Here is a 19,316-nt window from a genome sequence, read left to right as displayed (position 1 = left end):
TACGAAATGTCAGAAATAGAAGAAACAGAAGTACGCGGCGGACAGGGACAGGTTCTGGACCCTGAAACTTACAGGGATTCTATCGGGACAATGGAGCAATCCGGTAAAAGAAGATGGGTATTTCCAAGAAAACCAAAAGGGAAATACACCAACTACCGAAACCTTGTAAGCTATGCTTTATTAATTATTTATTTTACAGTACCATTCATTAAGGTTAATGGTAACCCTTTCTTTTTATTTAATGTTATCGATAGAGAGTTTTTCATCATTGGGCAGCCTTTCTATCCACAGGACTTTTTTATCCTTACTTTAGGAGCTATTGCATCTTTAATTTTTATTATCATTTTTACGATTGCGTTCGGAAGAATTTTCTGCGGGTGGATATGCCCTCAGACAATTTTTATGGAATCGATCTTCCGTAAAATTGAATATCTTATTGAAGGTGACCGGAATAAGCAAATGAAACTGGACAGACAGGAGTGGAACAGCGAAAAGATCTGGAAAAGAAGTTTAAAATGGACTGTTTATGTGATTATTTCCTTAATTATCACCCACTTCATGCTGATGTATATCGTCGGGTATGAAGAAATCTTAAGAATCATCTCCGAAGGACCGTTTGCCCATCCTACGAATTTTATCGTCATGGTACTCTTTACCTCTGCATTTTACTTTGTATTTGCTTGGTTCAGAGAACAAGTTTGTACGTTGGTATGCCCATACGGTAGATTACAGGGAGTCCTTATTGATAAAGATACAATCAACGTTTTCTACGACTTTAAAAGAGGAGAGAACAGATCGAAATGGAGAAAAGGCGAAGACCGTAAAGCAGCGGGAAAAGGAGACTGTATCGACTGTCATCAGTGTGTCGTAGTCTGTCCTACAGGGATTGATATCAGAGACGGGCAACAACTGGAGTGCGTTAACTGTACGGCATGTATTGATGCCTGCGACGAGGTGATGGAAAAAGTTGGTCTTCCTAAAGGATTGGTAAGATATGCTTCCGAGAATGAAATTGAGAACCAGACTGAGTTTAAGTTCACAGGAAGAATGAAAGGCTTTGCTGTCGTTCTTGTTTTATTGGTTGGATTCCTTGGATTCCTTCTTTATAGCCGAGGCGAAATGGAAGCCAAATTCATTAAACCCGCGGGAAGTACATTCTTTGTAAGGGATGGTAAAATAACCAATACGTATAATTATACCTTCCTGAATAAAACCAATGACAAGAAGATTGTCACGATAAAAGTGATTGAACCTGCTCATGGTGAGATTATCTACAGTGCATCAAGCAAAATTCAGGTAGATCGAGATAAAATTTCGAAAGGAACCATCAATATCAGTTTCCCTGAAAATGAGATGAAACTGTCCAAACAGAATATCACCATCGGCGTTTATGATATGAAGGGCAAACTTGTCGATTCCTATCAGACGTATTTCGAGGGACCATTCAAACTGCAATTCTAATTTTAGGGAACCTCCAGGGTTTAACCCATTTAGAGGCTCCCTATTACTATAAAAAATAAATAAAAAATCCGGAAGAAATGAAAAACTTTAGTTGGGGACACGGTGTTGTACTTGCATTATTTGCATTCATTGTTTTTATATTATCCATGCTGTTTCTTTTCCCGAACGGGCAGAAGAATTCTGAGATGGTAACCGATAATTATTACGAAGAGGAGCTTAAATACCAGGACGTCATTGATGCTAAAAAGAAAGCTGATGATTTACAGGAAAAACCAGTATACAGTCAGGAGAAAAACGGAATTAAGATTGTTTTTCCAAAAGAATATAATAATACGAATACTACGGTAAAATTTGTTTTAAACAGAACCGACGACCAGAATTTGGACATTAAAAAACCTGTTCAACTGGATGCTGCACAGTCTTTCATGATCCCTGCACAGGTATTAAAAGTAGGAAACTACACCCTGAGACTGATGTGGACGAAAGACAAAACAGACTACAGAATGGATTATGATGTGATATGGAAATAGGACTTATTGTATCGGCAATCGCACTAGGCTTTGCTTCCGGTTTTCACTGTATCGGAATGTGCGGCCCTATTGCTTTATCGATGGGATTGACCAAAAAACAGGCCGCTAACTTTTATCTTCAGAACCTTACCTACCAGTTCGGAAGAATATTCACCTATTCAGTATTGGGTGCCCTTTTGGGAATTATCGGACAGGGATTTGAAATGGCGGGATTTCAGAAATATCTTACCATTACTGCAGGAGTTCTTCTGATTATTATGGCTGTATTTTCATTTGGTGGAAAAGATTTTGCTTCAAAAATTCCTTTTCTCTCAAAATTCTTGTATTCTGTAAAGTTGAATCTGGGAAAACTTCTTCAGAAATCAGATTACCGCTCAAGGTTTACAACAGGGATTCTGAATGGCTTTTTACCATGTGGTATGGTGTATATGGCTCTTACTGCCAGCCTAGCAGGCGGCGGAATATGGCAGGGAGCTTCATACATGGCTTTATTCGGGCTAGGAACCCTTCCATTCATGTTTGCGGTAGTTCTTGCCGGCAACCTCGTGAATCAGGCCTTTAGAAGCAAGGTTTTAAAAGCAGTTCCTGTCATCATGATCATTTTAGGTGGATTATTCATTCTAAGAGGTCTTGAGCTGGGAATTCCTTATATTTCGCCACGGGCAGAAGCTATGACCATCTCTAAAGATCATAATGGAGCCAACTGCCATATTGAAGGACACGATCACAGTTCAACCAACTGTCATTAATACAACTACTAACCCCATGAAAAAAATATTCTTCTTCTTGATTGCAGCGGCATTTGTCCTGCAATCATGTATCATTAATTCTGAAATTGTCTATCACAAAGATGCCGCCTCCACTGCTGTCACTGATATCAATATGAAGCAGTTTATAGCAGAAATGAAGGCCATGACTCCCGACTCGCTGAAACAGCAGAAAGAATTCGGTGAAATGGATAAGCTTCCAACGGTATGGACAAGTATTTTTGATATACAGAAGGGAGAAGGAAAACTGAACACCACAGATCCTGACTCTATCAGAATTATGAAAAAGGTTTTCATGAAAACCACCAAAGAAAATAATGAACCCACAGGGTTTTCTCTAAAAATGGAACATTTTTCTCAGGCAGATTATCAGATACTGAACAACTACAACAAAAAAGAAAAGCTCCCCTTTGATCAGAATATTTTCAATAACTGGGATGGAAAAACACTGACCATCAACACCGAGAATTTTAACCTTAAAAACATTGAGGAAACGATTAAAAATAAAACTTCAAAAGATGAAGCTGACAAGGTGGAAGGAATGATTACCCTATTTTTCAAAAGCATCGGAACGACTCTGAAATTTGAAAACAAGATAAAATCCATCACCGGAAAACATGATTGGGTGAAGCAGGTTGACAACTATACTATCAAAATAGATTACGATCTCAAAACGATGTACGATCAAGAGGCTCAATTCAAGAATGCGGACAAAGCGATTGTCATTGTAACAGAATAACACTACCGGCTGAAATTTCAGTCGGTTTTTGCTTGGTATCCCTTTTGTAATATATATAGAAACAGTAAAAATTTTAGCAATGAGAAAACAGATAAAGTTTTTATGGGCTGCCATTTTATTGGTGATCCTTCAGTCCTGCTCTATCGATACGGAAACCACCTATTATAAAGATGCCGCTACCAGCATGCAGTCCAACATCCTGATGGACAAAAATGTAATGGGGATGATGAGCATGATGGGATCAGACTCGAAGAAATTGAGCGAACTTGATAAACTGCCTACCGACTGGACCAGTCTTTATATGGTACAGAAGCATGGAAAAGTAACCCTTAATGAAGATTCGGCAAAGGTGCTGAAAAAAGTCTACATGAAAGTGGATAAAGATAAAAACGAAATTGTTGGTCTTTCCCTGAAATATGATAAACTTATGCCCTCCGAAATTACCCAGCTTTTAGCCAGCGACAAGCGCCTGAAAAAGATCCCTTTACAGGATATTGCTGTCTGGAATGGCCAATCACTGACTATTAATACGGATAAATTTAATTCTGACGGTATCCTTAAAATGCTGGAAGAAAAAGATTCAGAAGAAAAAACGGTACCCAAAACCAAAAGTGATTCTATTGAAGCATACGGAAAGCAAATGGCCTCGGGAATGGCGGGAATGCTCAGAATGTTCAACCTTACCTTTACGAACACTCTGAAGTTTCAGAAACCAATCAAAAGTATTGAAGGAAAACATGATTTCGTCAAACAAGTGGATAATAAAACCATTCAGATCATCGTAAGATCCAATGATCTTGTTGATGGTAAAAACCTGATCAACAAGGATAAAAAGGTAGTGATTACAACAGAGTAATTTTCAATACCCGGAAAAATATAAAAATCCCCTTTCAATACTGAGAGGGGATTATTTATGATATAGGAATATTCTTCTAGTTAATCAGATCAAATCTTGCATATTCTGCAATCTTTTTAGGTATTCTGATTCCTTCTTCAGTCTGGTTATTTTCCAGCAATGCGGCCATAATTCTCGGAAGAGCCATTGCAGAACCGTTTAAAGTGTGTACCAACTGAGCTTTACCATCAGTTTTGAAACGGCATTTCAGACGGTTGGCCTGGAAAGTCTCAAAATTAGAGACAGAGCTTACTTCCAGCCACATTTCCTGAGCAGCACTCCACACTTCAAAGTCATAGGTCATCGCAGACGCAAAGCCCGTATCTCCTCCGCAAAGTCTTAATACTCTAAATGGAAGCTCAAGATCTGTAAGGATTTCCTTGATGTGTTCTACCATTTCCTCTAATGCCGCATAAGAGTTTTCAGGTTTTTCAAGTCTTACGATCTCTACTTTTTCAAACTGATGAAGACGGTTCAGGCCTCTTACGTGCGCTCCGTAGCTTCCCGCTTCTCTTCTGTAGCACTGAGAGAAAGCTGTATTTTTGATAGGAAGATCTCTTTCTTCCAGCAGCACATCACGATAAAGGTTTGTTACCGGAACTTCAGCTGTAGGGATCAGATACAGATCATCAATACCTATATGATACATTTGGCCTTCTTTATCAGGAAGCTGCCCTGTTCCATAGCCTGAAGCTTCATTCACAACGTGAGGCGGATTAACCTCCATATATCCCTTTTCAACATTTTTATCCAGGAAATACTGAACCAATGCTCTCTGAAGTCTTGCGCCTTTACCTAAATAAACAGGGAAACCGGCACCGGCAATCTTTACTCCCAGTTCAAAATCTATCAGATTATATTTTTTAGCCAGTTCCCAGTGAGGGATCGCGCCTTCTCCAAGGCCTTCCACATCATGAGACTGGTAAATATTCTCATTGTCTTCTGCAGAAGATCCGCTTTTTACCAATTGAAAAGGAACGTTTGGAATCTGGTATAAAATATCCAGCAATGCCTTTTCCGTTACCTCCAACTGAGCCTGCAGTTCTTTACTCGATTCTTTGTATTGAGCTGTTTTAGATTTTGAGGACTCCGCTTCTTCTTTTTTTCCTTCTTTCATCAAAAGTCCAATTTCTTTGGAAATTTTGTTGATTTCGGCAAGTTGGGAATCTAATTCAAACTGAATTCTTTTTCTTTCGTCGTCAGTAGCGACAGCATCGTCTACCAACCCAAGATTCTTGAATTGTCTTTTTTGAAGACCTTCTAAAACGCGCTCTTTATTGTCGCGTAAAAAATTGACTTGTAACATTGTATTTAGATGTTAAATATTAGATGTTAAACTTAAATACTAAGCTAACAGTTTTACAAATTTAGAATTATTTTATGATAGTAAAGGTATTAATTGCATTGGGAGCATCAGCCGCTTTGGAAAACACAACCTGACCATTGTAAAGCACCTCTGAAACCTGAAATAACGAAGGAGTCCACCGGTAATGAATTTCCATGGCATCCGTAACGGTAACCACCTGGTTGTTCACCGTTCTGCTAAACGAGAATCTCAAATCCGAGCGGTATGTTTTATTTTCCGGACTGATAGAGTCCTTGATAATTCTTCTTGCTCCGCTCAAATATTCAAAATAATATAATGAATCTGTCGTCATTTTAAGGGGAATCGATACTGGAGCCACATCCGTTAAGCCATTGAAATCATTCACAGAATAAGCGGTGTATGATCCGGCCTTTTTACCGTTCAGCAGATCTTGTCCGGCACTGTTCTTGAGAGAAAAGTTCATGATCTGATCAATCCTCTGTAAAGATTCATCGTCACTTCCGCATGAAACTGCTAAAAAAAGTAAGGCTGTAAGCTGAAGCAGGAAAATATAATTGGGCTTAAATTTCATCTTTCGTTAATTTTCAATAATCTTTTTTATGCAAATGTATAATTATATATTTGTTCTCGTAATATTTTACCATGTTTTTAGACAAACTCAAAAGATTAAACAGCAGCCACATCACCACCATTTTTAAAGGGAACTTTATTTCCAAGTTCGTTTTGGTGATCGGAGGGCTTCTGCTGGCAAAATATTACGGTTCCTCCGAATATGGTATATTCAGCATCTACCTGAGCATCATGAGCATATTCACCGTAGTTCTGAGTCTTGCACAGGAACATATGATCATGCTGGAGGGAAATGAACAGGAGGTGAATAATAATTTCAGTGCGGCCGGCATTGTTTCAGGCGCGGTCATGATTTTGGCTTTCCTGTTGGTATTCATTCCTTTCGACATTCCTAAAAATATCTTATTTCTTGGGATTTTTACGGGTTTCATTTATTTATTTACCAATAATGCGAAATTCCTTCTGGCCAAAAAGAAACTCTTCAAACTGGTTTCGGTACTGACGATCGTAGATTCTCTGGTAAGCTTTCTGTTTCAGGTGGTATTTGTATTTGTTAAAATAGAAAACGGCCTTGTGATCGGCAGTCTGATCGGATATATTGCCGCTTTCCTTGCCGCTATCTATTACTCCAGAAAATACTATGTAAAACCTGATTTCAAAAGATATATAGCCAATGCGAAAAAACGACCCGAGCTTTTTAAATACTCCTACCCTTCAACGCTGATCAATGCATTAGGGAATAATATCATGCCGATCCTGATATCGCTTTATTTTGCAGATTCATTGCTTGGAGAATATTCTTTAGCGGTAAAAATTATGTCCGTCCCCCTTCTTTTGATTTCCTCTTCTATTGCAACGGTTTATTATCCGAAAGCCGCAGAAATCAATAATAGAGGGAGAAGCAGAAGTGAGCTGTTTGCCTATACGAAGAAAATGAGCTTAACGAATTTTTACATTATTTTTGCGCTTTATATCCTCGTCAACGTCGTTGGAATTCCCATTCTGGAGATGTTTTTCAATAAAAACTGGGAACATCTCGGACTATTTATTTTCCTCATGTCATTTGGCTACCTTACCCGAAGTCTGATCAATCCTATTTCAGATATTCTCACGATTCTGAAGAGAAATAATGTAGCGATGGTCTTTAACATTTATCTTTTCCTTGCGAATATTGCTGCTATACTGATCGGAAAGGAGAAAGGAATCACTTATCTGGTGGGTATTTTTTCTCTATTCTTGTTTGTAGGCTATGGATTTTTGTACTTTTACATTATGTTTATTCTGAAGAAAAATGAATCCGATTAAAAAATTTATTGAATACCAGATTTTCCATAGAATTAATAATTTTTTCTATCCGGAGTATTACCGTCAAAAATATGATTATCTGCTTCCTCATGTTCTTTTTTTCTATTATTTGATTCCACAAAAGATCTTGAGAATCAATGGAAAAGTTCCATGGCCGGTGCATTTTACATCAGAAATCAGGGGATACCAGAATATTAAAAAGGGGATCATGTGTGATCCGGGAGACAATCCAAACATCTATATTCAGGCGAACAATGGGATCATTATCGGACATAATGTAGGTTTCGGAGCAGGAACATCATTAATATCTGCCAATCATAACCACAACGACCACAGCATCCATGATCAATGCCCGCCCATCACAATAGGTAATAATGTTTTTGTAGGAACGAATTCAGTGATCCTTCCTGGCGTAAAAATAGGTGACAACGTTGTTATCGGAGCAGGTTCTATCGTGGCAAAAGATATTCCTTCAAACTCTATTGCAGTAGGAAATCCGTGTAAAGTTATTAAACAAAAAGAACCTTACATTGAAGACTTCACGAAGACTGTTTTCAACAGAAAACTCCCTGAAGGCATCAATCTAAAGTTCTAGAAGATTGTATTTTATATGATGCTACGCAATCCCTGCAGCCCAGCTTTTCTCCAATGGCAGAAGAAAATGGCTCAAAAAGTCCAGATAAGTATTTTTAGAGAAATCAAAAACCTGGATGTCTTTTGGCAATTCACCATTTCTCAGTTGAGATTTAAAGTCCTGAAGCTTTAGCGTTTTTACTTCATTATTCTGCACAAAGCTAGCCTTCATTCTGTCAAAAAGTCCCAGCTGATACTCGCCGTCGATCTCGCGCATAATCTTCCCTAAGGCATCAATACTGCATCCTGAAGCCATTTCTTTCTCCTCGTCTACACATACCACGATAAACTGATTTTTCTCAATTTTAAACGATGAATCAAGCGGTTTTCCGTGGGCAGCCCAGGTGGCAAGGAAATCGAACAGTTTTTCTGTGATCACTTTAGCTTCTTTGGTTTCAAATGGTCTGGATGCCGGGTATATAATGACTCTGTAGTCGTTGGTTTCTACTATACTAGATTCTTCAATTTTCATATCCTTTCGGTTTTAAAGTATAAAATTAAGAAATATTCCTGAGTTTATAATAAAGAAAAACCCAGACCTAAGCCTGAGTTTTTATATCTCTTGAATGAAGTTCTTATAAATCTTCTGCTTCAGCTAGAAGTTCTACAATATCTTTCACTACTACTTCTTCGTTTTTATTAAAGTGTTTGACTCCATCTGTCATCATGGTGTTACAAAACGGACATCCTGTAGCAATAACTTTAGGTTGGAAAGATAAAGCTTCTTCCGTTCTTTCTATATTGATGTCTTTGTTTCCTTTTTCTGGCTCTTTAAACATCTGCGCACCTCCTGCTCCACAGCACAAACCGTTGGTTTTGCAACGTTTCATTTCTACAAGCTCAGCATCCAGCTTCTCAAGAAGGATTCTTGGAGCTTCATATTCATTGTTGGCTCTTCCCAGGTAGCAAGGATCATGGAAAGTGATCTTTTTTCCTTTAAAAGCACCTCCTTCGATCTTTAGCCTTCCTTCTTCCATTAATGTTTTAAGAAACTGAGTATGGTGAACTACTTCGTAGTGTCCTCCCAGGCTTGGGTATTCATTTTTTAGGGTATTGAAACAGTGAGGGCAGGCAGTAACAATCTTTTTTACTTCGTAGGCGTTCAGGACCTCAATATTGGTAAGGGCCATCATCTGGAAGACAAACTCGTTTCCTGCTCTTTTTGCGGGATCTCCGGTACAGCTTTCTTCTGGTCCCAGAACTGCAAATTCAACTCCTATTTTGTTTAATATCTTGCAAAAAGCTTTTGTGATTTTTTTGGCGCGGTCGTCAAAACTTCCGGCACATCCCACCCAAAATAAAACTTCCGGGGATTTTCCTTCGGCAGCATATTCTGCCATTGTTTTTATATTGAAATCCATTTTCTCAAATTTACGAATATGCCAATGTACCAGTTTACCAATGAATTGCTACATTGTTACATTATTTTACATTGTTACATTAATTCTCATTGGCCCAGTTCAGACGGTCTGCCTGATTGTACTGCCAAGGAGCAGCATTGTTTTCTACATTCGTCATCATCAGATTCAGTTCCTGAGGGGCAGCGGACTGTTCCATCACGAGGAATCTTCTCATTTCGAAAATAATAGAAAGCGGATCCAGCAATACCGGACATGCTTCTGTACAGGCGTTACATGTGGTACATGCCCAAAGTTCTTCTTTGGTGATATAATCATTCAGAAGCTTCTTACCGTCGTCTTCGAATTTTCCGTTTTTGTCGATATTTCTGCCTACTTCTTCCAGTCTGTCTCTGGTCTTCATCAGAATAAGTCTTGGAGAAAGTTTTTTCCCGGTGATGTTAGCAGGACATACCGAAGTACATCTTCCGCATTCTGTACAGGAATAGGCATTGAGTAATTGTACCTGATTCAGGTCAAATATATCTTCTGCGCCAAACTTAGACGGAACATCAGCAGCATCTCCTTCAGCCGGTGCGGCATAAGGATCAGCGTTAGGGTCCATCATCAGTTTGATCTCTTTGGTGACAGAGTCAAGATTATTGAATTTTCCTTTTTTATCAAGATTCGCCAACCAGGTACTTGGAAATGCAAGAATGATATGAAGGTGTTTGGAGTAATACAGATAATTCATGAAGAACAGGATTCCCACAAAGTGAAACCACCAGGCACTTCTTTCAACAAATACTAAAAATCCATTATCAAAGCTGAATACTTCTAAGAACGGAACAAAAAGCATCTGGCTAATGGGGAAAGATCCGATATGATGAAAACCTTCTGCATTTCTTGCCTGTAAAACAGATTCTGAAGCATTCATGCTAAAGAAAGCCATCATCAGAGCAAATTCTATGATCAGAATCCAGTTGGCATCATTTTTAGGCCAGCCGAAAAGCTCTTTCATAGTAAGCCTTTTAACGCCATAGAAGTTTCTTCTGATAAAGAACAAAACCACTCCAATGATTACTAAAAGCGCCAGTACCTCCAATGTTGCTGTAAAGAAATTGTAGAAAGTATCTCCAAAGATTGAAGCTAAAAACCGGTGGGTTCCAAAGATCCCATCTACAATAATTTCTACCAGTTCAATGTTGATAATCACAAAACCTACATAGACGAAAAGATGGAGAATACCCGCTACAGGACGTTTTACCATTTTGCTCTGGCCCATCGCCACTCTGGCCATGGTTTCCCAGCGCTCGGCTTTCCTGTCGCTTCTATCGATTTCTCTTCCCAGCCTGATATTTCTGTAAATCTTTTGCAGGCTTTTGGCAAAGAGCCCAAATCCAGCAACTAATAAGATCAGAAAAATAATGTTATCGATGTACTGCATAAGGTGATTAGTCTTTATTGTTCTTTCCGAAAACAGAGAAATTAATATATCTCTTAGGGTTTGCTTTCATGTCTTCAATTAATGAATTCAGATTGGTAGAAGCAGAATTCAGATTATTGTATAGCTGCTCATCCTTCATTAATTTTCCTAAACTTCCTTGTCCGTTATCAACTCCTGCAATGACCTGATTAAGCTTTCCTACGGTAGCATCTAAATTTGAGATGGCCGCATTCAGTTTTTTAGTATCGATACTTTCTGCAAGATTTCCGTATTTATCCAAAGTTACTTTTCCACTCTGCATGGTAACGCTTGCATCATCAAGTACTTTTTGCAGCTTTGGATCATTATGTCCTACAAGGCTGTTTACACTTCCTGCTGTAGTCTGCAAAGCACCTACGGTCTTATTAAGATTGGAAAGCAATGCTTTGATTTCGGCTCTGTTCTGACCATCAACCAATAGATTGGCATTAGCCATTAAAGAGTCCACACGATGTAAAACCGTTTGCAGCTGATCCTTCACGGGTCCTACCTGAGAAGAAAGGCTTCCCAATGTTCCCAACTTGAAAGAACCCTGAAGGGTGTCTCCATCCTTTGCAGTCTGACCACCGTACATAAGATTTACCCTCATTTCTTTTCCGGACATCAGTCCAGGTTCAAAGATCTCAAGGGTTGAATTTTTGGAAAACTCGAACTTGTCATCTACCGTAATTTTTACTACAAAACTGATCTTTCCGTCTTTTGCTGTCCTAGGAATGATCTTGTCGACCTGTCCTACTTTCAAACCATTGATGGAAACTGCAGATGACTGAGCCAGCCCTTCTACATTATCGTATTTTGCGTAAAATATATTATCGGTAGTAAAAAGACTTCTGCCTTTCATAAACTGAAACAACACTACAAAGCCTACAATAGCCAGAAGTGCGATCACACCAGCTTTTAATTCTTTACTGAACTTCACTTGCTAAATTTTTTCTAATGAGCAAATATAACACATTTTAAATTAATCTTTTTCTTTATTGTTCTGCGTTAAATACAAAAAAAGCGACAGAAAAATCTGCCGCTTTTATATCTGTAAAAATTAATTTCTTACTATTGTCGATTTCCAACCTTGTTCCAGATCTCGATTCTGTAATCTTTGATATCTGCATTATCCTGAAGGCTCTTCATCCAGGCCGGTCCGAACATCTGAGCTCCTCTCTGGGTAATAGACTCAGTAAATTGTTTAAGATCACCCGGCTGTTTGTTGATGGTTTCTGATTTTTTGATCAATACATAAACCCCTGTTCCTCCTTCGATAGGATTAGAAAGTTTTCCTTTGGCAACACCGAAAGCTGCACCGGCAACTTTAGGCTCCATAGAACCTGCTACGGAAGGATTAAGCATATTCACCTGAGCAGTTTGCTTCGTTGAAGCAAATAGTTTAGCAATCTGATCTAAACTTGATGCTTTAGCGCCTGCAATTTTATCAGAAATCTGTTTTGCTGCTAATTTATTTTTAACAATCACTTCAATCTGGTCTCTTACAGATTCAGCATCTGCAAGACCTGCGTCTTGTTTCCCGTTAAGATAGGCTACAATTTTATCTCCTGTTCCTTCTACAGTAAAGAATTCTGTATCTCCTTTAGATGTTTTCTTATTGAAAGCCCAAGCTAAGATTTCTCCATCTTTATCCGTACCCAGTCCCTGAAGTTGTCCGTCAAATCTTTTGGCGGCTTTAGGGTTAGAGAACTGAAAGTTTTCTTTCTTAGCAATGTTCACGAAATCGTTGAAAGATTTCCCCTGAACCTGCTGAATAAATCTTCTTGCTTTTTTATCAGATTCTGCTTCTGTAGCATCCGAAGGCTTCACTTCTTTTACAAGGTTCGCTACTTTATAGCTCATTGAACCTGGTTTTTTATCTTCAATATTGATGATATGGTATCCAAACTGTGTTTCTACAACACCAGTAGCTCCTTTAGGATTGTTGGCCAAATAGGTAAGGAATTCCGGAACGAAAGGCGTTTCAGGCGTTGTCCATCCTAAGCTTCCTCCCTGTGCTGCAGAACTTGGATCATTAGAAAGTTTAATAAACTCTGTAAATTTCCCTGGATTCGCTTTTACAATAGCTCCGATAGAGTCTGCCAATTTCTTAGCCTGCTCCTTAGATCTTGTCACTCCTTCTCCTGCAGGGCTTCCTTTGAAAGCAATCAGGATGTGTCTCGACAATGTAGAGTCAGAAGTCTTTTTATCTAAAAGTTTTGAAACCACGTAGAAGTTTTGCTCTTTGTAAGGTCCAAAAGTCTGTCCGATAGCGGCAGATGCGATTTGTCCCTGAATAGTCTGAGGCAATTGGTTAGGCTTTGCATACTGATTGTTATAAGGCATATCAGAATTGGCCATTACAAACATAGAGTCATTCTTTGTATTCTGGAAGTTTTCAGTTCCTCCACTTGCATCTGTCCCTCCAGAGAAAAGTTTATTGATTTCCTTCTGAGCCGCGGCATCATCTGCCGGGCTAGGTTTGGAAGGGAAATATACAATTCCAATATTTCTGCTAGGTTCAGCTTTGAACATTACCGGGTGTTGCTTGATATAGTTATCAAGGTCTGCCGTAGTAACGTTAATTTTCGTTTTCTGAAGGTATGCTGCATAATCGATCTTTACAAAATCGATATCTGCCAACTGGTCTCTCTGCTTCATAAGCTCTTCAGCTTCTTTCTTACCCGTTGTAATACCCGCTGAAATATTAGAAAACACCTGTCTCGCCATGAGTCTGTACTCCACGGTTTTTCTGGTTTTCAACCATTGGTTGTAACCTTCCGGATTGGTGCCTTTTAATGTTTCAATCTCTTTTTTAAGTTCTTGAGTTTTAAAATTACCTTTCTCGTCAAAGAACTGTTGTTGTTGGGCAAACATCTGATCATACTGGATCTGATTCCAGAAATAGTCGTCAGTCATCTCAAAGCCCAATTTCTCAAACTGTTGCTTGATAAGTTTAGATTGTACAAGTAACTGCCAAGCCTGCTCTTCAAGTCCCGTTTTTGGACGGCCTTGTTGTCCAGCCTGCTGCTGCAGTACGAAAAGCTGATCATTGAACTCTTCGCGGGTGACTTTCTCACCGTTTACTTTTCCTAAAACGTCAGGATTTTTCCCAAAAACCTTGTCGATGCTATCAGGGTTTACCAGAAACGCTAAAAGCGCCAATGCTATCACTCCCATCAAAAGCCAAGGCTTACTCCTAATCTGTCCTAAAATTGCCATTTTATATATTATAGTTTTTTATCAGTTTGCGAAAATACACATTTTTAAGAAATTAGAGAAGCAGAAGTCCTTTATTTTAATTTTTAAAATGAAAGATTGTTGAAAAAAGGAAATTTTGACCATATTTTTTAGCAAAAAACAAATGGCATAGGTATTGTGCAATGTAGAGAACCGTAATACGCTGCACGTTTTCAGCGCATATTGTAAAATATCATTTTAACGATTTAAAACGAAGATGACAATTTGTCATTTGATTTACTATGACAGAATTTGAAGATATTAGTTTAGAGGAAATGATCAGCGATGGGTTTGACATTGTAGCCGAAGAGATCAATCTTTCAGACTTCTCGGAGACTGATAAAAATTCCGAACAAAAAATATTCCCTATACTTCCGGTAAGAAATATGGTTATGTTTCCGAACGTAGTCATTCCTATTACTGCAGGAAGAAAAACATCGATACAGCTTTTGGAAGAAGCACAGAAAAACGGTGATTTCATTGGGATCGTCAGCCAGAAAAACTCAGAACTGGAGCAGCCTGGTGAAAAAGACATGTACTCCACCGGCACATTAGCCAAGATCATAAAAATTATAAAACTTCCTGAAGGTAATATCACTGCTATTACAAAAGGCTTCCACAGATTTAAGATCAAAAAGATCGTAGAAAGCAAACCGTATTTTAAAGCGGAAATCACAAAATTAAAAGATACCCGTCCGAAAAACAAGGAAGAGTATGATGCCTTGCTTGAAAATATAAAAGATCTGGCTCTAAAGATTATTGAGCTGGATCCGAATATTCCAAATGCAGCCAATTTTGCGATCAAGAACATCACCAACAACGATGATCTGCTGAATTTCATCTGCACGAATTCCAATTTCCCATCCATAGAAAAGCAAAAACTTCTTGAAGAAAAAAGCCTCGTAGAAAGGGCGAACAAGTGCTATGAGATGATGCACGAAGATTTCAGAAAACTGGAATTAAGAAATCAGATCCATCAGAAAACTTCAAAAGACCTTGACAAGCAGCAAAGAGAATATTTTCTGAACCAACAGATCAGAACGATTCAGGATGAGCTTGGAGGAGGGCCTGAAAGTGATGTGGAAGAACTGATTGAGAAGGCCAGTAGAAAAAAATGGAATCAGGAGGTGGAAGATCATTTCCAGAAGGAGATCAACAGACTTCAGCGTCAGAACACGAACTCTCCCGATTATAATGTACAGAGAAATTATCTTGATTTCTTTACAGATCTTCCATGGGAAACCTATACAAAAGATGTTTTTGATATTGCTAAAGCGGAAAAGATCTTGGATAAAGCTCATTTCGGACTTGAAGATATTAAGAAAAGGATTCTGGAGCACATGGCGGTTTTAAAATTGAAAAACAACATGAAATCTCCAATTCTACTATTGGTAGGACCTCCGGGAGTAGGAAAAACGTCTTTGGGGAAATCTGTGGCTGATGCACTGGGAAGAAAATATGTAAGGTTATCTCTGGGGGGACTTCATGACGAAAGTGAGATCCGGGGACACAGAAAAACATACATTGGAGCGATGGCGGGAAGAATCCTGCAGACGATCAAAAAATCAGGTACTTCCAACCCGGTGATTGTTCTTGATGAAATTGATAAAATTGCGCAGGGACTTCACGGTGACCCGACTTCAGCGCTTCTTGAAGTTCTTGATCCTGAGCAGAATAAATCTTTCTATGATAATTTCTTGGAAATGGGGTATGATTTGTCTAAAGTAATGTTTATTGCAACTGCCAATTCACTTTCTACAATTCAGACGCCGCTTTTAGACAGAACAGAGATCATCCAGATTGCAGGATATACGATGGAGGAAAAAACGGAGATTGCGAAAAGACATTTAATAAAAAAACAACAGGACGAAAACGGATTGGATGCCAAATCATTCAAACTTGGAAATCCTGAGCTTAAACATATCATTGAAGCCCATACTTCGGAAAGCGGGGTGAGAACTTTAGAAAAAAGAATTGCTGCCATTGCAAGATGGGTCGCTCTTCAAACGGCTTTGGTGAAAGAATACGACCCCAAAATTACTATTGAAAAAATAGATGAAATCCTTGGGGTGCCAAGACCTAAAAGTCTTTCTGAAATCACCGGTGTACCTGGTGTTGTGACTGGCTTAGCCTGGACGAGTGTCGGGGGAGATATTTTATATATTGAAAGTATTTTAAGCAACGGAAAAGGAAGCCTGACGATGACCGGAAACCTCGGAACCGTCATGAAAGAGTCTGCAACAATCGCCTTAGAATATATCAAAGCAAGACATGATGACCTTGGCATCGCACAGGAAGATCTGGATAAGAAAAACATTCACGTTCACGTTCCGGAAGGAGCCACACCGAAAGACGGACCGTCTGCGGGTATTGCTATGCTGACCTCTATGGTTTCTTCATTCAAAAACAAGAAAGTAAAACCTCATCTTGCGATGACGGGAGAAATAACACTAAGAGGAAAGGTACTTCCTGTAGGAGGAATTAAAGAAAAACTTCTTGCCGCAACAAGAGCTGGTATCAAAGAGGTGATCCTTTGCGAAGCCAACAGAAAAGATGTAGAAGAGATCAAAAAAGATTATCTAAAAAATCTCACTGTCCATTATGTCAACAGAATGGAAGAGGTGATTGATATAGCGATCGAAAAATAATTCAGAACATATCAACTCTCAATAAGAAAACGCATCTCAGATTATGTCTGGGGTGCGTTTTTTATTGAACCACAAAAGACGCAAAAATTTTTACACTTAATTGATTTTAAGCTAAATATATGGAGTATAGGAAGAGCACAAAAGGTTTATACACCTCTAAGATTTTCTTCAATATCATAAATCTTAGAAATCTGCATTAGATTTATGAAATTCAAATAAAACTATTAATGATAAAAAAAGTTAGGATTAATTTTAAGAAAGACATACCACACGGTGCTGTAGTCCTTCTTCTCTATCAAAAAGAATTATGTTAATTAAACGAAAAGGGCCCATTAATTAGATGGGTTTTCTTATTTTTATCCGACAGATCTGAAAAATTATGAATCTCCTCAAACTCCCCTTTCTTGTTAAACTCACGCTTGTCATCATTTCCATTATCGGTCTTGGTTACCTGCTGACGCTTGGACAGAGCATTTTAGCTCCATTCTTCTTAGCTTTTTTAATGGCTATGCTCTTTCTTCCGGCGGCTAATTTCCTGGAGAAAAGATTAAGATTTCCGAGATCTATATCTACGATGGCTTCCGTTTTTGTTATGCTTGCCATTTTATCAGGGATCATTTATTTTTTCGGATCGCAGCTTTCTGATTTCAGTAAAGATTTACCACATCTCAGAGATCAGATGACCACAGTTTTTAACAATCTGCAACACTGGATCTCAAAAACATTCAACGTAAAGATTGATGAACAGCTTGATTACATTAATCAGGGATTAAATAAACTATTGTCCTCTTCCGGAGTCATTCTGGGTTTTACTTTCGGTATATTTTCAAGCGGATTTGGTTTTATCGTGTTTTTCACCCTGTTCTTTATCTTTATTTTAAATTACAGAAGAATCCTTAATAATTTTATTGTAACCGTTTTTAACGAAAAGCATAAAGCCAGTGTACAGGAAGTGGTTACCGAGATCAGAGTGATGACGAAGAAGTATATTTTCGGACTCTGTTTACAGGTGCTGATTGTTTCGATTTTGTCATCTATCCTCCTCACTGTTTTAGGGGTGAAATACGCCATCCTTCTTGCAGTTCTGACCGGTTTATTAAATGTAATTCCTTACCTGGGAATCTGCCTATCTCTTTTAATCTCCTGTTTTATTGCCTTTGCCACGGGAACACCCTCTACATGTGTGTACGTAGCGATTGGATATATTGCGATTCACGTTATTGACGGAAATATTGTCCTTCCCTTTGTAGTAGGTTCGAAGGTAAAGATCAATGCCTTATTTTCTTTTATAGGAATTATTCTGGGGGAACACCTTTGGGGAATTGCTGGAATGTTTCTTTGCATCCCTGCTATTGCTATCATTAAAATTATCTTTGAGAGAGTAGACGGTTTAAGGCCTTGGGGGAAACTGCTCGGAGAAGAAGAAAAACCCGATAAAAAGAAAAAGAGCTATAAAATCTCAAAGAACATTACGCTGAAAGAAATGGACTGATCAGAATGCCCTGGTCATTCAAGATTTTATCTGTAAAATTATTCAAAAAAAAGACTGTCCCGATTGAGACAGCCCTATCTATACGTTTTACAATGCACACAATGGATCTCTTCCATCAGGACAAGTTTGATTACATGGAATATATGCGTGACTGTCAGGACAATATCCCAGATCCTGGCCTCCACCTCCTGAGCCTCCTAAACAAGGATCTCCAGGTGGAATTTTACATGGGCATCCTTCGGGTCCAATATCACAAATAGGCGGCTTTCCTCCTCCATTAACTTTTTTTAAATTTTCACGATTTAATTTTTGAAGATTTTTAAGCATAATACTTTGTTTAGTTTGATTTGTACAACAAATATATTAAATTCGATTTACAAATTACACTAGATTCAAAATAAAAACAAGAGATATTAACAAATTTTAATAAAAATAAATAAACGAATGATATTTTTGTTTTACATTTGATGTAAAATCAACAATTATGAAAATCGTAAAATTTATCTTTTCTTTCCTATTTGCTTTAATCTTCATCAATGCCGGTTTGAACAAATTCCTCCACTATTCGCCCATGCCTAAAATGACTCCTGAGCAGACGAAGATCTTTGCTGCCTTCAGTGAAATCGGCTGGCTGTTTCCATTAGTGGGAATTGTGGAAATTTTGGGTGGGGTATTATTTATCTTTCCGAAAACCAAAGCTTTGGGTGCCATCATCCTTCTTCCTGTCATGGTAGGGATTGTTATTCACAATCTGTACAGAGATCCTAGCCAAATGGGAATCATCACCGCAATAGTGATGTTTCTGATCAATATTTGGGCAATTATTGACGAAAGAGAGAAATATAAGGCTTTGATTAGTTAAAAAACTACTGGTGAATAGTGAATGGTCAATTAGCTTCGCTGTCAA

At 38.4% G+C, this 19,316-nt stretch carries 18 protein-coding genes; 10 read left to right on the top strand and 8 right to left on the bottom strand.

The window, feature by feature from the left end; all coding sequences use genetic code 11:
* Positions 1–6 precede the first annotated feature (6 nt).
* The 5 genes from ccoG to BW964_RS17985 all read left to right on the top strand — a co-directional run bounded on the left by ccoG (position 7) and on the right by BW964_RS17985 (position 4,353).
* Positions 7–1,461 (top strand): cytochrome c oxidase accessory protein CcoG, encoded by a 1,455-nt coding sequence (ccoG, locus tag BW964_RS18005; protein ID WP_076509272.1) that lies wholly within the window; start codon positions 7–9, stop codon positions 1,459–1,461.
* A gap of 77 nt (positions 1,462–1,538) precedes the next feature.
* Positions 1,539–1,991, top strand: a complete 453-nt coding sequence (locus BW964_RS18000) for a FixH family protein (RefSeq protein ID WP_076509271.1) — start codon at positions 1,539–1,541, stop codon at positions 1,989–1,991.
* The gene (locus BW964_RS17995) at positions 1,982–2,740 is read left to right on the top strand and encodes a sulfite exporter TauE/SafE family protein (RefSeq protein WP_076509269.1); all 759 of its coding nucleotides are present in this window, start codon (positions 1,982–1,984) and stop codon (positions 2,738–2,740) included. The genes BW964_RS18000 and BW964_RS17995 overlap by 10 nt, the downstream gene beginning before the upstream one ends.
* A gap of 16 nt (positions 2,741–2,756) precedes the next feature.
* Positions 2,757–3,497: a hypothetical protein gene (locus BW964_RS17990; protein WP_076509267.1), complete on the top strand. Its 741-nt coding sequence runs from the start codon at positions 2,757–2,759 to the stop codon at positions 3,495–3,497.
* 79 nt (positions 3,498–3,576) lie between these two features.
* Positions 3,577–4,353 (top strand): hypothetical protein, encoded by a 777-nt coding sequence (locus BW964_RS17985; protein WP_076509266.1) that lies wholly within the window; start codon positions 3,577–3,579, stop codon positions 4,351–4,353.
* A 76-nt stretch (positions 4,354–4,429) separates the two neighbouring features.
* On the opposite strand, the gene serS is transcribed toward BW964_RS17985, so the two are convergent.
* On the bottom strand, positions 4,430–5,698 hold the full coding sequence (gene serS / locus BW964_RS17980; RefSeq protein WP_076509264.1) for a serine--tRNA ligase: 1,269 nt from the start codon (positions 5,696–5,698) through the stop codon (positions 4,430–4,432).
* Positions 5,699–5,765: 67 nt separating this feature from the next.
* The gene (locus BW964_RS17975) at positions 5,766–6,290 is read right to left on the bottom strand and encodes a hypothetical protein (RefSeq protein ID WP_076509263.1); all 525 of its coding nucleotides are present in this window, start codon (positions 6,288–6,290) and stop codon (positions 5,766–5,768) included.
* 71 nt (positions 6,291–6,361) lie between these two features.
* On the opposite strand from BW964_RS17975, the gene BW964_RS17970 reads away from it, so the two are divergent.
* Complete coding sequence (locus BW964_RS17970) at positions 6,362–7,594, top strand: lipopolysaccharide biosynthesis protein (RefSeq protein ID WP_076509261.1); 1,233 nt, start codon at positions 6,362–6,364, stop codon at positions 7,592–7,594.
* A complete protein-coding gene (locus BW964_RS17965) occupies positions 7,581–8,189 on the top strand; it encodes an acyltransferase (protein WP_076509259.1) in 609 nt (202 codons plus the stop codon). Before BW964_RS17970 ends, BW964_RS17965 begins: the two co-directional genes overlap by 14 nt.
* 21 nt (positions 8,190–8,210) lie before the next feature.
* On the opposite strand, the gene BW964_RS17960 is transcribed toward BW964_RS17965, so the two are convergent.
* The 5 genes from BW964_RS17960 to BW964_RS17940 form a co-directional block, all read right to left on the bottom strand.
* On the bottom strand, positions 8,211–8,699 hold the full coding sequence (locus tag BW964_RS17960) for a hypothetical protein (protein WP_076509258.1): 489 nt from the start codon (positions 8,697–8,699) through the stop codon (positions 8,211–8,213).
* A 103-nt stretch (positions 8,700–8,802) separates the two neighbouring features.
* Complete coding sequence (locus tag BW964_RS17955) at positions 8,803–9,588, bottom strand: (Fe-S)-binding protein (protein ID WP_076509256.1); 786 nt, start codon at positions 9,586–9,588, stop codon at positions 8,803–8,805.
* Positions 9,589–9,667: 79 nt separating this feature from the next.
* Positions 9,668–11,011 (bottom strand): 4Fe-4S dicluster domain-containing protein, encoded by a 1,344-nt coding sequence (locus BW964_RS17950; RefSeq protein WP_076509255.1) that lies wholly within the window; start codon positions 11,009–11,011, stop codon positions 9,668–9,670.
* A 7-nt stretch (positions 11,012–11,018) separates the two neighbouring features.
* Positions 11,019–11,969, bottom strand: a complete 951-nt coding sequence (locus tag BW964_RS17945) for an MlaD family protein (protein WP_076509253.1) — start codon at positions 11,967–11,969, stop codon at positions 11,019–11,021.
* Positions 11,970–12,100: 131 nt separating this feature from the next.
* Positions 12,101–14,251 carry a peptidylprolyl isomerase gene (locus BW964_RS17940; RefSeq protein WP_076509251.1) on the bottom strand — a complete coding sequence of 717 codons (2,151 nt, stop codon included), beginning with the start codon at positions 14,249–14,251 and terminating at the stop codon, positions 12,101–12,103.
* Between the two features lie 260 nt (positions 14,252–14,511).
* On the opposite strand from BW964_RS17940, the gene lon reads away from it, so the two are divergent.
* Both lon and BW964_RS17930 read left to right on the top strand, forming a co-directional pair.
* The gene (gene lon / locus BW964_RS17935; RefSeq protein WP_076509248.1) at positions 14,512–16,917 is read left to right on the top strand and encodes an endopeptidase La; all 2,406 of its coding nucleotides are present in this window, start codon (positions 14,512–14,514) and stop codon (positions 16,915–16,917) included.
* 379 nt (positions 16,918–17,296) lie between these two features.
* The gene (locus BW964_RS17930; protein ID WP_076509246.1) at positions 17,297–18,409 is read left to right on the top strand and encodes an AI-2E family transporter; all 1,113 of its coding nucleotides are present in this window, start codon (positions 17,297–17,299) and stop codon (positions 18,407–18,409) included.
* A gap of 87 nt (positions 18,410–18,496) precedes the next feature.
* Here the strand turns inward: BW964_RS17930 and BW964_RS17925 are convergent, their stop codons facing one another.
* Complete coding sequence (locus tag BW964_RS17925) at positions 18,497–18,736, bottom strand: bacteriocin-like protein (protein ID WP_076509243.1); 240 nt, start codon at positions 18,734–18,736, stop codon at positions 18,497–18,499.
* 157 nt (positions 18,737–18,893) lie between these two features.
* On the opposite strand from BW964_RS17925, the gene BW964_RS17920 reads away from it, so the two are divergent.
* Positions 18,894–19,271: a DoxX family protein gene (locus BW964_RS17920; protein ID WP_076509241.1), complete on the top strand. Its 378-nt coding sequence runs from the start codon at positions 18,894–18,896 to the stop codon at positions 19,269–19,271.
* Positions 19,272–19,316: the final 45 nt, after the last annotated feature.

This window comes from Chryseobacterium shigense, assembly GCF_900156575.1.
Taxonomy (GTDB): Bacteria; Bacteroidota; Bacteroidia; order Flavobacteriales; family Weeksellaceae; genus Chryseobacterium; species Chryseobacterium shigense.
Note: the sequence above shows the minus strand (reverse complement) of the source record. Positions and strands in the feature narration are given on the sequence as shown.

What these genes read in the sequence shown, in the direction of transcription:
- BW964_RS17930 (WP_076509246.1), top strand. Translation starts at nt 17,297, where the DNA reads ATGAATCTCCTCAAACTCCCCTTTCTTGTTAAACTCACGCTTGTCATC.
- BW964_RS17995 (WP_076509269.1), top strand. Translation starts at nt 1,982, where the DNA reads ATGGAAATAGGACTTATTGTATCGGCAATCGCACTAGGCTTTGCTTCC.
- BW964_RS17990 (WP_076509267.1), top strand. Translation starts at nt 2,757, where the DNA reads ATGAAAAAAATATTCTTCTTCTTGATTGCAGCGGCATTTGTCCTGCAA.
- BW964_RS17940 (WP_076509251.1), bottom strand. Translation starts at nt 14,251, where the DNA reads ATGGCAATTTTAGGACAGATTAGGAGTAAGCCTTGGCTTTTGATGGGA.
- serS (WP_076509264.1), bottom strand. Translation starts at nt 5,698, where the DNA reads ATGTTACAAGTCAATTTTTTACGCGACAATAAAGAGCGCGTTTTAGAA.
- BW964_RS17925 (WP_076509243.1), bottom strand. Translation starts at nt 18,736, where the DNA reads ATGCTTAAAAATCTTCAAAAATTAAATCGTGAAAATTTAAAAAAAGTT.
- BW964_RS17970 (WP_076509261.1), top strand. Translation starts at nt 6,362, where the DNA reads ATGTTTTTAGACAAACTCAAAAGATTAAACAGCAGCCACATCACCACC.
- BW964_RS17960 (WP_076509258.1), bottom strand. Translation starts at nt 8,699, where the DNA reads ATGAAAATTGAAGAATCTAGTATAGTAGAAACCAACGACTACAGAGTC.
- BW964_RS18000 (WP_076509271.1), top strand. Translation starts at nt 1,539, where the DNA reads ATGAAAAACTTTAGTTGGGGACACGGTGTTGTACTTGCATTATTTGCA.
- BW964_RS17920 (WP_076509241.1), top strand. Translation starts at nt 18,894, where the DNA reads ATGAAAATCGTAAAATTTATCTTTTCTTTCCTATTTGCTTTAATCTTC.
- BW964_RS17950 (WP_076509255.1), bottom strand. Translation starts at nt 11,011, where the DNA reads ATGCAGTACATCGATAACATTATTTTTCTGATCTTATTAGTTGCTGGA.
- BW964_RS17985 (WP_076509266.1), top strand. Translation starts at nt 3,577, where the DNA reads ATGAGAAAACAGATAAAGTTTTTATGGGCTGCCATTTTATTGGTGATC.
- BW964_RS17975 (WP_076509263.1), bottom strand. Translation starts at nt 6,290, where the DNA reads ATGAAATTTAAGCCCAATTATATTTTCCTGCTTCAGCTTACAGCCTTA.
- lon (WP_076509248.1), top strand. Translation starts at nt 14,512, where the DNA reads ATGACAGAATTTGAAGATATTAGTTTAGAGGAAATGATCAGCGATGGG.
- BW964_RS17965 (WP_076509259.1), top strand. Translation starts at nt 7,581, where the DNA reads ATGAATCCGATTAAAAAATTTATTGAATACCAGATTTTCCATAGAATT.
- ccoG (WP_076509272.1), top strand. Translation starts at nt 7, where the DNA reads ATGTCAGAAATAGAAGAAACAGAAGTACGCGGCGGACAGGGACAGGTT.
- BW964_RS17955 (WP_076509256.1), bottom strand. Translation starts at nt 9,588, where the DNA reads ATGGATTTCAATATAAAAACAATGGCAGAATATGCTGCCGAAGGAAAA.